We start from the raw sequence: 14,537 nt of genomic DNA, 5'->3' as shown, positions 1-14,537 counted from the left end.
TAACGTGCGAAAAAGCCGGAGTATTTCGCTCCCGGCAATGTCTCCGAAGGGGAAGACGTGAACAAGGCGCAGCTCGTAGAAGCGATTGCCGACAAGGTGGGGGGCCGTCAGCAGGCCGCCGACGCCGTGGACGCGGTCCTGGACGCCATCGTCCGTGCCGTGGTCGGCGGTGACCGCGTTTCGGTCACCGGCTTCGGCTCGTTCGAGAAGGTCGACCGCCCGGCCCGGTACGCCCGCAACCCGCAGACCGGGGAGCGCGTGCGGGTCAAGAAGACCTCGGTCCCGCGTTTCCGCGCCGGTCAGGGCTTCAAGGACCTGGTGAGCGGCTCCAAGAAGCTCCCGAAGAACGATGTCGCGGTCAAGAAGGCACCCAAGGGCAGCCTGACCGGCGGCGCTTCCGCGACGGTCAAGAAGGCGGCCGCCAAGAAGGCCACCACCGCCAAGAAGGCCACGGCGAAGAAGACCACCGCCAAGAAGGCCACCCCGGCGGCGAAGAAGACCACGGCGACCGCCAAGAAGGCCACGGCGACGGCGAAGAAGACCACCGCCAAGAAGGCCACGGCGACGCCCGCGGCGAAGAAGACCACGGCGACGGCCAAGAAGACCACCGCCAAGAAGGCCACGCCGGCCGCCAAGAAGGCCGCCACCGCGAAGAAGACCGCGCCGGCCGCCAAGAAGGCCGCCACGGCGAAGAAGACCGCGCCCGCCAAGAAGGCGACCACGCGCAAGACGACCGCCAAGAAGGCCACCGCCCGCAAGAAGTAAGAGCGGGCACAGGGGCACTCACGCGCCGGGCCGGACTCCCACGGGGGAGCCCGGCCCGCGTCGTGTGCCCAAGGGGCGGCCCGTGCCGGCCCGGCACACGCCCTAGAAGGTCTGGAGCGTCACCAGGGTGATGCGGCGCGCCTCGCCGTCGCCCTCGACCTCGATCCGCACCCGCTGCCCCGGTCGCAGCAGCCGCAGCCCGCCCGCGTCGAACGCGGGGGCCGCGAAGGGCACCGGCGTGCCGTCGTCGAGCAGCACGCTGCCGCTGCGGGTCTCGGAGTCGTACGTGTACGCGGTCGCCTGCATGGCAGCAGCGTACTCAGTCCGCGATGAGCAGTCGGGCGGCGGCCGCGGAGGTCCGGGGGCCCACGCCCAGCGCGAGCGCGGCCCGCAGGTCTTCGCCGGTGTCCACGTCCTGGCGTACGGAATCGACGTCGGCGAGCGTCAGTTCCACGGCTCCGGACGCCGTGTGCCGCGCGCGGGACGCCGTGCCGAATGCGGGGCGCAATTCCACACCGGCCGCCGCGGCCAGCAGCGTCGTCCCGATTCCGGCGGCGTCCGGCAGAAATGCCCGGGGAAATTGCGCGGCCCGGTCGAGGACCCGGCCCAATTCCATGGGGCGCAGCGCGGGCAGATCGGCGTTCAAAGCGGCGACGGGCGCTTCGGGCCGTTCGGCGCGCACGGCCGCGGCGCCGTGCCGCAGTGCGGCGTTCAGACCGTTTCCGGGCTCATCGGCCAGGATCCGGGCCCCCAGTGCCGACAGTTCGCGGCGCGCGAGGGCGTCATCCGTGACGACCGCCACATCCCGTACCGCGGGGCAGGCCACCGCGGCGGCCACGGTGTCCTGCGCGAACGCCAGGGCCAGGGCGGGGCGCGGACCGTCGCCGGCGGTGGCGGCGAGCCTGCTCTTGGCGCGCGCCAGCGGCTTCAGGGGTATGACCAGGGTCCACTGCACGGGCGCTCCGTCCTTGTCGTCGCGCCCATTGTGACCCGCTCGCCGCGGGCGGTGGCGGCAGACGGGTGGGCGTACGGTGTTCTCGACAGACCGGCAGCCTGGGGTGACACTTGTGCGGCCGCCCAGGTTCATGGAGGAAAGGTGTCCGTGTGTCCCGCCGCAGAATCGGCTTCTGGTACCGCCTTGCGGCGGTGATCGCAAAACCGCCGCTGGTGGTTCTGTTCAAGCGGGACTGGCGTGGAATGGAACACATTCCGGCCGACGGCGGATTCATCACGGCGGTGAATCACAACTCGCATATCGACCCGTTGTCGTACGCCCACTACCAGTACAACACGGGACGGGTGCCGCGTTTCCTGGCAAAGGACGGCCTTTTCCGGGACGGCTTTGTCGGCAGGGTCATGAAGGGCACGGGCCAGATCCCGGTCTACCGGGAGACCACGAACGCGCTGGACGCCTTCCGCGCCGCGGTCGACGCCATCGAGCGCGGCGAGTGCGTCGCCTTCTACCCCGAGGGCACGCTCACCCGGGACCCCGACATGTGGCCGATGACCGCGAAGTCCGGTGCCGCGCGGGTCGCCCTGGAGACCAAGTGCCCGGTGATCCCCGTGGCGCAGTGGGGCGCCAACCTCGCGTTGCCCCCGTACAGCAAGAAGCCCTCTTTCTTCCCGCGCAAGACCCTTCAGGTGAAGGCCGGGGCCCCCGTCGACCTGTCGCGCTTCCACGACAAGGAGCCGACGCCCGAGGTGCTCCGCGAGGCGACCGAGGCCATCATGGCCGCGATCACCGGACTCCTGGAGGAGATCCGCGGCGAAAAGGCCCCCGACCGGCCCTACGACCCCCGCCGGGCCCGGCTGGAGCAGCGACGCAAGGCAGCGGCCCGCAGGGCCCGGCGGGGCAGCGCGGACAGCACCACGGACAGCACCTCGGAGGACAGCAAGTGACGAACCCCGCGCACCCGGCAGGGGCCGTGAAGGCCGCCGTCTTCGGAACGGGCTCCTGGGGTACGGCCTTCGGCATGGTGCTCGCCGACGCGGGGTGCGACGTCACCCTGTGGGGGCGGCGCGCCGAGCTCGCCGAGGCGGTCAACTCCACGCGGACCAACCCCGACTACCTCCCCGGCGTCGAGCTGCCCGGCAACCTCCGGGCCACCACCGACCCCGCCGAGGCCGCCGATGGCGCCGACTTCACCGTGCTCGCCGTGCCCTCGCAGACGCTGCGCGGCAACCTCGCCGCGTGGGCCCCGCTGCTGGCCCCCGACACCGTCCTCGTCTCCCTGATGAAGGGCGTGGAGCTGGGTTCCGCGATGCGCATGAGCGAGGTCATCGGGGACGTCACCAAGGTCCCCGCCGACCGCGTCGCCGTCGTCACGGGACCCAACCTCGCCCGGGAGATCGCCGCCCGGCAGCCCGCCGCCGCCGTGGTCGCCTGCGAGGACGAGGCGGTCGCCCAGCGCCTGCAGCGGGCCTGCCACACGCCGTACTTCCGCCCGTACACCAATACCGACGTGGTCGGCTGCGAGCTGGGCGGCGCCGTGAAGAACGTCATCGGCCTCGCGGTCGGCATCGCGGACGGCATGGGCCTCGGCGACAACGCCAAGGGCTCCCTCATCACCCGCGGCCTCGCCGAGACCACCCGGCTCGGCCGCGCGATGGGCGCCGACCCGCTGACGTTCTCCGGACTGGCGGGCCTCGGCGACCTGGTGGCCACCTGCTCCTCGCCGCTCTCGCGCAACCACACCTTCGGCACCAACCTCGGCAAGGGCATGACGCTGGAGGAGACCATCGCGGTCACCCGGCAGACCGCCGAGGGCGTCAAGTCCTGCGAGTCCGTACTGGATCTGGCCCGCAGGCACGGCGTCGACATGCCGATCACGGAGACCGTCGTCGGCATCGTGCACGACGGCACGCCCCCGGTGGTGGCCCTCAAGGAGCTGATGGCGCGCAGCGCGGGCCCCGAGCGTCGCTGACTGTTCCCCGGGCAGCGGGTACGCTCAACGCGATATGAGCAGCGAGAACCTCCCCCCGAGCCCTGAAGCGAGCCCCGAGTCGAGCTCCGGGCAGCAGCTCCGCAAGCCGCGCGTGGCCGTCGTCTTCGGCGGCCGCAGCTCGGAGCACGGCATCTCCGTGGTGACGGCCGGTGCCATCCTGAGCGCCATCGACCGCACCAAGTACGACGTCCTGCCCATCGGCATCACCACCGACGGCCGTTGGGCCCTGACGGCGGACGAGCCGGAGCGGATGGCCATCACCGACCGCAGGATGCCGAGCGTCGCCGAGATCGCCGAGTCCATGGAGGGCGGCGTCGTCCTGCCGCTCGACCCGGGCAACCGCGAGGTCGTCTACAGCGAGCCCGGCTCCGTGCCCAAGGCGCTCGGCGACGTCGACGTCGTCTTCCCGATGCTGCACGGCCCCTACGGAGAGGACGGCACCCTCCAGGGACTGCTCGAACTCTCCGGAGTGCCCTACGTCGGCTCCGGTGTCCTCGCCTCGGCCGTCGGCCAGGACAAGGACTACATGAAGCGGGTGTTCGCCTCCTTCGGGCTGAACGTCGGCCCCTACCTGGTGATCCGCCCGCGCGAGTGGCGCCAGGACGAGGCGGGCGCCCGGCAGCGCATCGCGGACTTCGCCGGCGAGCACGGCTGGCCGCTGTTCATCAAGCCCGCGCGCGCCGGCTCCTCGATCGGCATCACCAAGGTCGACTCCTTCGAGGGCCTTGACGAGGCGATCGCCGAGGCGCAGCGCCACGACCCGAAGATCCTCGTCGAGGCGCTGCTGCGCGGCCGCGAGATCGAGTGCGGCGTCCTGGAGTTCGAGGACGGCCCGCGCGCGAGCGTCCCGGCCGAGATCCCGCCGGTGCAGACGCACGACTACTACGACTTCGAGGCGAAGTACATCGACTCGACGCCCGGTATCGTGCCCGCCCCGCTGACGCCCGAGGAGACCGAGGAGATCCAGCGGCTCGCGGTCGAGGCGTTCGAGGCGGCGTCCTGCGAGGGCCTGGTGCGCGCCGACTTCTTCCTCACCGAGGACGGCCGGTTCGTGATCAACGAGATCAACACGATGCCGGGCTTCACGCCGATCTCCATGTACCCGCAGATGTGGGAGAAGAGCGGCGTCCCCTACGCGGAGCTGGTGGACCGCCTCATCCAGGCGGCGCTGAACCGCTCCACGGGCCTGCGCTAGTCCACTGGTCCATCGGCCCGAGGGCGTCAGGCGATGCCCTTGGGGATGGTCCTCTTGATGGGGGCGGCGAAGTCCGTGAGCGGGCCGAGGCCGTCCCCCGCCCGCTCCTTGGGCAGCGTGACCTCCACGTAGGCGAGCCGCGCCCCGGTGGTGAACGTGTACGACCCGTCCTCGCGTTTCTGCAGGAGCCAGGCGACCCCGTTCACCCGCACACCGTTCTGCCCGGCGTAGGCGGGATCGATCATCTCGGGGGGCCGCTCGACGCCGCAGCGCAGTATGATCGCCGGGTCTCCCCACCCGGCGGTCAGCTCCGACTTCGGCCCGGGGTCGGTGCGCTCCAGCCCGTCGATCTTCTTCGGGAGCTGTTCGTGCAGGTCCCGGCAGAGCCCCGCCGCCTTGGCACCCGGGGACGGAACCACCACCGACGCCCGATCGTCCGTGGCCGAGCAGGCCGCCGTCGTGAGCGACAGGGCGAGAGCGGACGTGGCGACAAGGCGGCGGCGCCGGAGACGAGCGATGTTCACCGGGTCAGGGTAGACGGGGGCTACAAGTGCACGACCGGGCAGGTCAGGGTGCGGGTGATGCCGTCCACTTGCTGGACCTTGGCGACCACCATGCGGCCGAGCTCGTCGACCGTGTCCGCCTGGGCGCGCACGATGACATCGTAGGGACCGGTGACGTCCTCGGCCTGGATCACTCCCGGGATCTTGCCGATCAGCTCGGCGACGGTCGACGCCTTGCCGACCTCTGTCTGGATCAGGATGTACGCCTGTACCACGGAACCTCCAGGGTGCCGACGAGGATCATGTGGGGAGAAGGGACGCCACGGTACCGCGTCGCCGCGCGTCACGGGGAGACCCGGGCGAACCGCGGCGTGCACATCGTGATGGACGGACAACACGACTCGACGGTCACGTCGACCGTACCGACGACAGTGACGGCTCGCGACCGGGGGCCGGGCAGCGCGAAAGGGCATGGTGAGACTCGGTGAAGGGAACCGTGGGCGAATTGGGGGAGTTCGGGCTCATCAGAGAGCTCACCTCGCGGCTCACCTCCACTCCGGCCGTACGGCTCGGCCCCGGCGACGACGCCGCGGTCGTGTCCGCTCCGGACCGCAGGGTCGTGGCGAGCACCGACATCCTCCTGGAGGGGCGGCACTTCCGCCGCGACTGGTCCACCGCCTACGACGTGGGCCGCAAGGCCGCCGCGCAGAACCTCGCCGACATCGCCGCCATGGGCGCGGTGCCGACCGCGCTGCTGCTCGGCCTCGTGGTGCCGGCCGACCTCCCCGCCAACTGGCCCACCGAGCTGATGGACGGCCTCAGGGACGAGTGCCAGGTCGCGGGCGCGGCCGTCGTCGGCGGTGACGTCGTGCGCGGCGACACCATCACCGTCGCCATCACGGCCCTCGGCGATCTGCGCAACCACGAGCCGGTCACGCGCGCGGGCGCCCGGCCCGGCGACGTCGTCGCCGTCACCGGCTGGCTGGGCTGGTCCGCCGCCGGCCACGCGGTGCTCTCCCGGGGCTTCCGCTCGCCGCGCGCCTTCGTGGAGGCCCACCGCAGGCCCGAGCCGCCCTACCACGCGGGCCCCGCCGCCGCCGGACTCGGCGCCACCTCCATGACGGACGTCAGCGACGGGCTCATCGCCGACCTCGGCCACATCGCCGAGTCGAGCAAGGTACGCATCGACATCCGCTCCGGTGACGTCGACGTGCCCACCCAGATGAACGACATCGGCCAGGCCGTCGGCGTCGACCCGCTCCAGTGGGTGCTCAACGGCGGCGAGGACCACGCGATCGTCGCGACGTTCCCGCCCGACGTGAAGCTGCCCGCCCGCTGGAAGGTCATCGGCGAGGTCCTCAACCCCTCGGCGCTGCCCCAGGTGACCGTGGACGGCGCGCCCTGGACCAGCAAGGGCTGGGACCACTTCGGGGACAACGGGGACGCCGAGTGAGCGCGCCGCCCCGGGTGCTCACCGTCGCCGGCTCCGACTCCGGGGGCGGCGCCGGCATCCAGGCCGACCTCAAGACCATGCTTGCCCTCGGCACCCACGGCATGAGCGTCGTCACGGCCGTCACCGCGCAGAACTCCCTGGGCGTGCAGGGCTCTTGGGAGCTTTCGGCCGAGGCGGTGCGGGCCCAGTACCGCAGTGTCGTGGACGACATCGGCGTCCAGGCCGTGAAGACCGGCATGCTCGCCTCGGCCGAACTGGTCGAGACCGTCGCCGACTTGCTGGCGGGCACCGACGCTCCCGCCGTGGTCGACCCGGTCGGCGTCTCCAAGCACGGCGACCCGCTGCTCGCGGCCTGTGCCCTGGACTCCGTCCGCACGAAGCTGCTGCCGGTGGCGACGGTCGCGACCCCCAACCTGGACGAGGTCGCCCAGCTCACCGGCGTCGAGGTCGCGTCGGAGGACGACCTGCGCCGCGCGGCCGCCGCCGTCCTCGCGTACGGCCCGAAGTGGGTGCTCATCAAGGGCGGCCATCTGCGCGGCGACGCCGTGGACCTGCTCACCGACGGCTCCGAGGAGCACCTGCTGCGCGCCCCGCGCCACGACAACCGCCACACCCACGGGACCGGCTGCACCCTGGCCGCCGCGATCGCGGCGCACCTGGCGCGGGGGCGGGACGTGCCGCAGGCGGTGGCGGCGGCCAAGGAGTACGTCACCGGGGCGATCGCCGCCGGGTTCGCGCTCGGCGGCGGGATCGGCCCCGTCGATCACGGCTGGCGGTTCCGGCAGGCCTAGGCCGCGCCCCACGCGCGTGCGGGCACGAAAAAGCCGGCTCCCCGAGGGGAGCCGGCTGATTCAGCAACCAGCTAGGTGCCGCGCTGACGTCAGCGCGAGACCTTGCCGGCCTTGATGCACGAGGTGCAGGCGTTGAGGCGCTTCGGCGTCCCGCTCACCACGGCACGCACACGCTGGATGTTCGGGTTCCAGCGACGGGGCGTACGGCGGTGCGAGTGCGAGATGTTGTTGCCGAAGCCCGGCCCCTTGCCGCAGACGTCGCAGTTGGCAGCCACGGGTCACTCCAAAGACTTCAGATGCACTTACGGTTAATCCCGGCATGCCGAGATCAGTGCAATGATCGAAGTGGCGTTGCCAGGAGGAATGTCCCGATGAGTATCGGGCAACCGGAGCAGCATACAACGACTGCTTCGGTACAACGAAACTACCACGGCTCGCCCGGCCCCCGCCCCGGGCCCCGTGTTCACCCTCGGTCTACGCTGCGTCCATTCCGGATGGTCAAGGAGGCGAACAGGTGCCGCAGAACCTCGACGCGGTCGCGGTGCGCGCCTGGTGCCGACTGGCTCTGGACGCCCTCGGCAGGGCCCGTGAGGAGATCGACTCCATCAACGTCTACCCCGTCGCGGACGGGGACACGGGCACGAACCTCTATCTGACCGTGGAGTCGGCGTCTCAGGCGGTCGACGCGGCCTTCACGGGGCACGAACCGGCGCTTCCCTCGCTGGCGGAGACGGTGCGGGCGATGGCGCACGGGGCGCTCATCGGGGCCCGCGGGAACTCGGGGACGATTCTGTCCCAGCTGCTGCGGGGGATGGCCCAGGTCCTCGCGGGGCCCGCCGGCGGCCAGGAGGGCGGCGACTTCTCGGCCGACGCCCCCGGTGACGCGGATCACGTCGACGCCCCCACCCTCGCGCTCGCCCTGCACCGGGCCGCGGAGTCCGCGTACGAAGCCGTCGCGCACCCCGTCGAGGGCACCGTCCTCACGGTGGCCACCGCGGCGGCCCGAGCGGCCGGGGCGGCACAGGGCGCCGACTGCGCGACGGTGGCCGAAGCCGCGTACGAGGGCGCCTGCGCGGCCCTGGACGCGACCCCGGGGCAGCTCGCCGTGCTGGGGCGCGCGGGAGTGGTGGACGCCGGCGGGCGCGGCCTCGTCGCGGTGCTCGGGGCACTCGTGCGGGCCCTGTCGGGCGGCACAGTGGCACACAGGGCGGCCGACAGCGGCCACGCGCGCGTGAGCGCCGAGGAGGGCGCCGAGTGCGAGGAGGCCCCGGCCGAGGGGGGCGGCCCCGCGTTCGAGGTGATCTACCTCCTGGAGGCCGACGACGGCGCGGTGGCGCGGCTGCGGACCCGGCTCGACCGGCTCGGCGACTCGCTCGTCGTGGTCGGCGGCGACGGGCTGTGGAACGTCCACGTCCACGTCGACGACGCGGGAGCCGCCGTCGAGGCGGGCGTCGAGGCGGGCCGCCCGCACCGCATCCGCATCACCCACTTCGGGGCGGACGACGTCCACACCACCCCGCGGCCGCCCCGGGAACGCACCCAGCGGGCCATCGTCGCCGTCGTCCCCGGGGAGGGCCTCGCCGGCCTCTACGCCGAGGCCGGGGCGACCACCGTGCCCGCGCGCGTGGGGGAGCCGCCCGCGAGCGGCGAGCTGGTCGACGCCATCCGCAGGGCGCACGCGCACGAGGTCGTGCTCCTGCCCAACGACGCCGAGCTGCGCCACACCGCGGCCGCCGCCGCCCAGCAGGCCAGGACCGAGGGCGTGCGCGTCGCCCTGATCCCGACCCGCTCCGCGGTGCAGGGCATCGCCGCCCTCGCCGTGCACGCCCCCGACCGCCCCTTCGACGAGGACGTCGTCGCCATGACGTCCGCGGCCGGCGCGACCCGCTACGGCGAGCTGACCGTCGCCGAACGGCAGTCCTGGACCATGGCGGGCATCTGCCAGGCCGGCGACGTCCTCGGCCTGATCGACGGCGACGTCGCGGTGATCGGCTCGCAGGTCGCCCCCACCGCCACCGCCGTCCTTGACCGCATGCTGTCGGGGGGCGGCGAGATGGTCACGCTCGTCCTCGGCGAATCCGTCCCGGACTCCGTCGCCGGGCGGTTGGAGAAGCACGTGCGCGAGACGTACCTGGCCGTCGACACGGTCGTCTACCGCGGCGGCCGGCAGTCCGCGCTGATGCTGATCGGCGTGGAGTGAGCCCCTCGCCGGGCGGCGGGCAGGGGGGACCTGCGGCGGATTGTCAGTGGCGTGGTGTGCAATGGATCTCGTGCCCGCGCTCGAAGAACCCCTGAAGAAAGTGGTCGGCCCCGCCACCGCGAAGGTGATGGCCGAGCACCTCGACCTGCACACGGTCGGCGACCTCCTGCACCACTACCCCCGGCGGTACGCCGAGCGGGGCGAGCTGACCCGCCTCGCCGACCTCCCCCTGGACGAGCACGTCACGGTGGTCGCCCAGGTCGCGAGCGCGCGCCTGCACACCTTCGCGTCCGCCAAGGCGCCCCGCGGCCAGGGCCAGCGCCTGGAGGTCACCATCACGGACGGCAGCGGCGAGCTGCGCCTGGTCTTCTTCGGCCGCGGCGTCCACAAGCCGCACACGGAGCTGCTGCCCGGCACCCGCGCGATGTTCGCGGGCAAGGTCTCCGTCTTCAACCACCGCCTCCAGCTCGCCCACCCCGCCTACGAGCCGCTGCGCGGCGGCGACCCGGACGCGGTGGACAGCTGGGCGGGCGCGCTCATCCCGATCTACCCCGCCTGCAAGCAGCTGGAGTCCTGGAAGATCGCCAAGTCCGTCGAGACGGTCCTGCCCAGTGCCCCGGAGGCCCTGGACCCGCTGCCCGCCTCCCTCAGGGAGGGCCGCGCCCTCATCCCGCTGCCCGAGGCGCTCCTGAAGATCCACCGCCCGCACTCCAAGGCGGACATCGCCGCTGCCCGCGACCGGCTGAAGTGGGACGAGGCCTTCGTCCTCCAGGTCGCCCTGGCCCGGCGCAGGCACGCCGACGGGCAACTGCCCGCCGTCGCCCGCAGGCCCAAGGAGGGCGGCCTGCTCGACGCCTTCGACGCCAAGCTGCCCTTCACGCTCACCGAGGGCCAGCAGAAGGTCTCCAAGGAGATCTTCGACGACCTCGCCACCGAGCACCCGATGCACCGCCTCCTCCAGGGCGAGGTCGGTTCGGGCAAGACGATGGTCGCCCTGCGCGCCATGCTCGCCGTCGTGGACGCGGGCGGCCAGGCCGCGATGCTCGCCCCCACCGAGGTCCTCGCCCAGCAGCACCACCGCTCCATCGTGGAGATGATGGGCGAGCTGGCCGAGGGCGGCCTGCTCGGCGGCGCGGACCAGGCCACCAAGGTCACGCTGCTCACCGGCTCCATGGGCACCGCCGCCCGCCGCCAGGCCCTGCTCGACCTGGTCACCGGCGAGGCCGGCATCGTCATCGGCACCCACGCGCTCATCGAGGACAAGGTGCGGTTCCACGACCTCGGCCTGGTCGTCGTCGACGAGCAGCACCGCTTCGGCGTGGAGCAGCGCGACGCCCTGCGCGGCAAGGGCAAGCAGCCCCCGCACCTGCTGGTCATGACGGCCACGCCCATTCCCCGCACGGTCGCGATGACCGTCTTCGGGGACCTGGAGACATCCGTCCTCGACCAGCTGCCCGCCGGGCGCTCACCGATCGCCAGCCATGTCGTGCCCGCCGAGGAGAAGCCGCACTTCCTCGCCCGCGCGTGGGAGCGCGTGCGCGAAGAGGTGGAGAAGGGCCACCAGGCGTACGTGGTGTGCCCCCGCATCGGCGACGACCCCGACGAAGCCGCCGACCCCGCGAAGGGGGCCAAGAAGGGCGCCAGGAAGAAATCCGCCGAGGAGAAGGCCCAGGAGGCGGCCACCGCCGAGAAGCGGCCCCCGCTCGCCGTGCTCGAGGTCGCCGAGCAGCTCGCACGCGGCCCGCTCCAAGGGCTGGCGGTGGAGGTCCTGCACGGCCGCATGCAGCCCGACGACAAGGACGCCGTGATGCGCCGCTTCGCCGCCGGCGAGACGCAGGTCCTGGTCGCGACGACGGTCATCGAGGTCGGGGTGAACGTGCCGAACGCCACCGCCATGGTGATCATGGACGCGGACCGCTTCGGCGTCTCCCAGCTGCACCAGCTGCGCGGCCGCGTCGGCCGGGGCTCGGCCCCCGGCCTGTGCCTGCTGGTCACCGACATGCCCGAGGCGAGCCCCGCCCGCGCCCGCCTCGGCGCCGTCGCCGCCACCCTCGACGGCTTCGAGCTGTCCCGCATCGACCTGGAGCAGCGGCGCGAGGGCGATGTGCTGGGCCAGGCCCAGTCCGGGGTGCGCTCCTCGCTGCGGATGCTCGCGGTCATCGACGACGAGGAGGTCATCGCCGCCGCCCGCGAGGAAGCGGTCGCCGTGGTCGCCGAGGACCCGGACCTGGAGCACCTGCCGGAGCTGCGCACCGCCCTGGACGCCCTGCTCGACGCCGAGCGCGAGCAGTACCTCGACAAGGGGTGACACCCGCGCACGCCATATCGTGGGAGGACCACCGCCCAGCAGAAGGACTCAGATGACCCGCGTGATCGCCGGTGCGGCCGGCGGACGCCGCCTCGCCGTCCCGCCAGGGAACGGCACCCGCCCCACGTCCGAGCGCGCGCGCGAGGGCCTCTTCTCCACCTGGCAGGCCCTCCAGGGCACGCTCGACGGAGCGCGCGTGCTCGACCTGTACGCGGGCTCCGGCGCCGTGGGCCTGGAGGCGCTCTCCCGGGGCGCCGCGCACACCCTGCTCGTCGAGGCCGACGCCAGGGCGGCCCGCACCATCAGGGAGAACGTGCGGGCGGTCGGCCTGCCCGGCGCCGAGGTCCGAGCGGGCAAAGCGGCCCAGATCGTCCGGCAGGGGACGCCCTCCACCCCGTACGACCTGGTCTTCCTCGATCCGCCGTACGCCGTCACCGACGACGATCTTCGGGAGATCCTGCTCACACTCCGCTCGGAGGGGTGGCTCACGGCGGACGCGCTCGTCACCGTTGAACGCAGTACAAGAGGCGGGGAATTCGGCTGGCCGGAGGGTTTCGAGTCCCTCAGGTCCCGTCGCTACGGCGAAGGGACGTTTTGGTACGGTCGCGCCGCCTCTACGTGCGACGACTCAGTGATCGCGCCATGACCGGACCGGAGAGCGAGGGACTCACGTTGCGCCGCGCCGTATGTCCGGGGTCTTTCGACCCCATCACCAATGGACACCTCGACATCATCGCCCGCGCCTCCAAGCTGTACGACGTGGTGCACGTGGCGGTGATGATCAACCAGTCGAAGAAGGGCCTGTTCGAGATCGAGGAGCGGATCGACCTGATCCGCCAGGTCACCGCCGACTTCGGCAACGTCGAGGTCGAGTCCTTCCACGGCCTCCTCGTCGACTTCTGCAAGCAGCGCGACATCCCGGCCATCGTGAAGGGTCTGCGCGCGGTCAGCGACTTCGACTACGAACTCCAGATGGCCCAGATGAACAACGGCCTCTCGGGTGTCGAAACCCTGTTCGTCCCGACCAACCCCACCTACAGCTTCCTCTCCTCCTCGCTGGTCAAGGAGGTCGCGGCCTGGGGCGGCGACGTCGCGCACCTGCTGCCGCCGGTGGTCCACGCGGCCCTGGTCGAACGCCTGGGCGTGAAGTGACCCCCTGACGGCTCGTCATCCGGTGTCGGGCGGGCGCCCATCGGCCTTACAGTCGTCCCGTCCGTCTCCCAACCAGCTGTAGAGAGTGGCGAGCACACGGTGGACGTGCAGAAGAAGATCGACGAGATCGTCCGGGCGATCGGCAGCGCCCGGTCCATGCCCATGTCGGCCTCGTGCGTGGTCAACCGCGCCGATCTGCTCTCGATGCTCGAAGAGGTGCGCCAGGCCCTGCCCGGCTCCCTCGCGCAGGCCGAGCAGCTCATCGGCGGCCGCGAGCAGCTGGTCGAGCAGGCCCGCCAGGAGGCGGAGCGCATCATCGAGAGCGCGCACGCCGAACGCGGCTCCCTGATCTCCGACACCGAGGTCGCCCGCCGCTCCCAGGACGAGGCCGACCGCATCCTCGCCGAGGCCCGCCGGGCCGCCGAGGAGGTCCGCGCCGAGGCCGACGACTACGTGGACGGCAAGCTCGCCAACTTCGAGGTCGTCCTCACCAAGACCCTCGGCTCGGTGGGCCGCGGCCGCGAGAAGCTCCTCGGCACCGGTCCCGGCCTGGACGAGCACGGCTACGAGGACGAGGACGCCCCCGAGCGCAGCCACGACCCCGAGACCCTGCGCCGCGACGCCGACGCGTACGTCGACGCCAAGCTGGCCGCCTTCGAGGCGGTCCTCGCCAAGACCCTGGAGGCGGTCGGCCGGGGCCGCCAGACCCTGCACGGCCGGGCGCCCGCCGACGAGCTGAGCGCGCTCGGGGACATCCACACCATCCAGGGGCACACCACCGACGCGGAGTACCTGGCGGACCTCGCGGGCCCGGCCGCCGCCCCGGCCCCCCGGCAGACCCCGGCGCCCCAGCAGCCGCCGCAGGCCCCACCGCTCCCGCCCCAGCAGCCGTACGTGCCCCAGCAGGCCCAGCAGCCCGAGCCGGACCCGTACGGCTACCAGCACCAGGACGCGCACCAGGACCCGTACGGCTACCAGCAGCAGTACGGCCGGCAGGACCCCTACGGCTACCAGCACCAGGACCCCCGGCAGTACCAGGAGCCGCGGCAGCACGAGGACCCGCAGCACCAGTACGGATACGCGCAGCAGGGCTACGAGCAGCCCGCGTACGAGGAGCCCGCCGCGCTGGAGGAGGCCAGCCTCTTCGACACGACCATGATCAGCGCCGAGCAGCTGCGCCGGTACGAGCAGGGCCGCCAGTAGCGCACCGGCCCGGATTGGGCCG

General features: G+C 72.4%; 16 protein-coding genes. 11 read left to right on the top strand and 5 right to left on the bottom strand.

The window, feature by feature from the left end; translation table 11 throughout:
- Positions 1 to 57: 57 nt before the first annotated feature.
- Positions 58 to 765, top strand: coding sequence for an HU family DNA-binding protein (locus ABZ385_RS20130; protein ID WP_358587905.1), 708 nt, complete (start codon positions 58 to 60; stop codon positions 763 to 765).
- 102 nt (positions 766 to 867) lie between these two features.
- Here the strand turns inward: ABZ385_RS20130 and ABZ385_RS20125 are convergent, their stop codons facing one another.
- Together ABZ385_RS20125 and cofC are read right to left on the bottom strand one after the other, a co-directional pair.
- Positions 868 to 1,071, bottom strand: coding sequence for a hypothetical protein (locus ABZ385_RS20125; RefSeq protein WP_358587906.1), 204 nt, complete (start codon positions 1,069 to 1,071; stop codon positions 868 to 870).
- 13 nt (positions 1,072 to 1,084) lie between these two features.
- Positions 1,085 to 1,720 carry a 2-phospho-L-lactate guanylyltransferase gene (gene cofC, locus ABZ385_RS20120; RefSeq protein WP_358587908.1) on the bottom strand — a complete coding sequence of 212 codons (636 nt, stop codon included), beginning with the start codon at positions 1,718 to 1,720 and terminating at the stop codon, positions 1,085 to 1,087.
- Positions 1,721 to 1,869: 149 nt separating this feature from the next.
- On the opposite strand from cofC, the gene ABZ385_RS20115 reads away from it, so the two are divergent.
- Genes ABZ385_RS20115 through ABZ385_RS20105 form a run of 3 tightly spaced genes read left to right on the top strand, consistent with a single transcriptional unit; the run spans position 1,870 to position 4,905 of the window.
- Positions 1,870 to 2,664 carry a lysophospholipid acyltransferase family protein gene (locus ABZ385_RS20115; RefSeq protein WP_358587911.1) on the top strand — a complete coding sequence of 265 codons (795 nt, stop codon included), beginning with the start codon at positions 1,870 to 1,872 and terminating at the stop codon, positions 2,662 to 2,664.
- Entirely contained in the window at positions 2,661 to 3,689 is a 1,029-nt protein-coding gene (locus ABZ385_RS20110; RefSeq protein WP_358587914.1) for an NAD(P)H-dependent glycerol-3-phosphate dehydrogenase, read from the top strand. The genes ABZ385_RS20115 and ABZ385_RS20110 overlap by 4 nt, the downstream gene beginning before the upstream one ends.
- A gap of 34 nt (positions 3,690 to 3,723) precedes the next feature.
- Entirely contained in the window at positions 3,724 to 4,905 is a 1,182-nt protein-coding gene (locus tag ABZ385_RS20105) for a D-alanine--D-alanine ligase family protein (protein ID WP_358587917.1), read from the top strand.
- A gap of 26 nt (positions 4,906 to 4,931) precedes the next feature.
- Here the strand turns inward: ABZ385_RS20105 and ABZ385_RS20100 are convergent, their stop codons facing one another.
- Both ABZ385_RS20100 and ABZ385_RS20095 read right to left on the bottom strand, forming a co-directional pair.
- On the bottom strand, positions 4,932 to 5,429 hold the full coding sequence (locus tag ABZ385_RS20100; RefSeq protein ID WP_358587920.1) for a DUF3515 domain-containing protein: 498 nt from the start codon (positions 5,427 to 5,429) through the stop codon (positions 4,932 to 4,934).
- Between the two features lie 20 nt (positions 5,430 to 5,449).
- On the bottom strand, positions 5,450 to 5,683 hold the full coding sequence (locus ABZ385_RS20095; protein WP_016642988.1) for an Lrp/AsnC ligand binding domain-containing protein: 234 nt from the start codon (positions 5,681 to 5,683) through the stop codon (positions 5,450 to 5,452).
- Positions 5,684 to 5,892: 209 nt separating this feature from the next.
- On the opposite strand from ABZ385_RS20095, the gene ABZ385_RS20090 reads away from it, so the two are divergent.
- Positions 5,893 to 6,861, top strand: a complete 969-nt coding sequence (locus tag ABZ385_RS20090; RefSeq protein WP_358587922.1) for a thiamine-phosphate kinase — start codon at positions 5,893 to 5,895, stop codon at positions 6,859 to 6,861.
- The gene (gene thiD / locus ABZ385_RS20085) at positions 6,858 to 7,652 is read left to right on the top strand and encodes a bifunctional hydroxymethylpyrimidine kinase/phosphomethylpyrimidine kinase (RefSeq protein ID WP_358587924.1); all 795 of its coding nucleotides are present in this window, start codon (positions 6,858 to 6,860) and stop codon (positions 7,650 to 7,652) included. Before ABZ385_RS20090 ends, thiD begins: the two co-directional genes overlap by 4 nt.
- Before the next feature lie 89 nt (positions 7,653 to 7,741).
- Here the strand turns inward: thiD and rpmB are convergent, their stop codons facing one another.
- Positions 7,742 to 7,927 (bottom strand): 50S ribosomal protein L28, encoded by a 186-nt coding sequence (gene rpmB / locus ABZ385_RS20080; RefSeq protein ID WP_016642993.1) that lies wholly within the window; start codon positions 7,925 to 7,927, stop codon positions 7,742 to 7,744.
- A 239-nt stretch (positions 7,928 to 8,166) separates the two neighbouring features.
- Between rpmB and ABZ385_RS20075 the strand changes: the two genes are divergently transcribed.
- From ABZ385_RS20075 to ABZ385_RS20055, 5 genes are all read left to right on the top strand, one after another.
- Positions 8,167 to 9,852, top strand: coding sequence for a DAK2 domain-containing protein (locus tag ABZ385_RS20075; RefSeq protein ID WP_358912456.1), 1,686 nt, complete (start codon positions 8,167 to 8,169; stop codon positions 9,850 to 9,852).
- Positions 9,853 to 9,913: 61 nt separating this feature from the next.
- Positions 9,914 to 12,160 carry an ATP-dependent DNA helicase RecG gene (gene recG / locus ABZ385_RS20070; protein ID WP_358587928.1) on the top strand — a complete coding sequence of 749 codons (2,247 nt, stop codon included), beginning with the start codon at positions 9,914 to 9,916 and terminating at the stop codon, positions 12,158 to 12,160.
- Between the two features lie 52 nt (positions 12,161 to 12,212).
- Complete coding sequence (gene rsmD, locus ABZ385_RS20065) at positions 12,213 to 12,806, top strand: 16S rRNA (guanine(966)-N(2))-methyltransferase RsmD (RefSeq protein WP_358699460.1); 594 nt, start codon at positions 12,213 to 12,215, stop codon at positions 12,804 to 12,806.
- A 26-nt stretch (positions 12,807 to 12,832) separates the two neighbouring features.
- Positions 12,833 to 13,312, top strand: coding sequence for a pantetheine-phosphate adenylyltransferase (gene coaD / locus ABZ385_RS20060; RefSeq protein WP_358912510.1), 480 nt, complete (start codon positions 12,833 to 12,835; stop codon positions 13,310 to 13,312).
- Positions 13,313 to 13,411: 99 nt separating this feature from the next.
- Entirely contained in the window at positions 13,412 to 14,515 is a 1,104-nt protein-coding gene (locus tag ABZ385_RS20055) for a cell division initiation protein (RefSeq protein WP_358912454.1), read from the top strand.
- The last annotated feature ends 22 nt before the right edge of the window (positions 14,516 to 14,537 follow it).

Origin of the sequence: Streptomyces sp. NPDC005898 (assembly GCF_040629635.1) — a bacterium.
In the GTDB taxonomy this organism is placed as follows: Bacteria; Actinomycetota; Actinomycetes; order Streptomycetales; family Streptomycetaceae; genus Streptomyces.
Note: the sequence above shows the minus strand (reverse complement) of the source record. Positions and strands in the feature narration are given on the sequence as shown.

Excerpts from the sequence above, each read along its gene's own strand:
- ABZ385_RS20125 (WP_358587906.1), bottom strand. The coding sequence starts at position 1,071 with ATGCAGGCGACCGCGTACACGTACGACTCCGAGACCCGCAGCGGCAGC.
- ABZ385_RS20105 (WP_358587917.1), top strand. The coding sequence starts at position 3,724 with ATGAGCAGCGAGAACCTCCCCCCGAGCCCTGAAGCGAGCCCCGAGTCG.
- recG (WP_358587928.1), top strand. The coding sequence starts at position 9,914 with ATGGATCTCGTGCCCGCGCTCGAAGAACCCCTGAAGAAAGTGGTCGGC.
- rsmD (WP_358699460.1), top strand. The coding sequence starts at position 12,213 with ATGACCCGCGTGATCGCCGGTGCGGCCGGCGGACGCCGCCTCGCCGTC.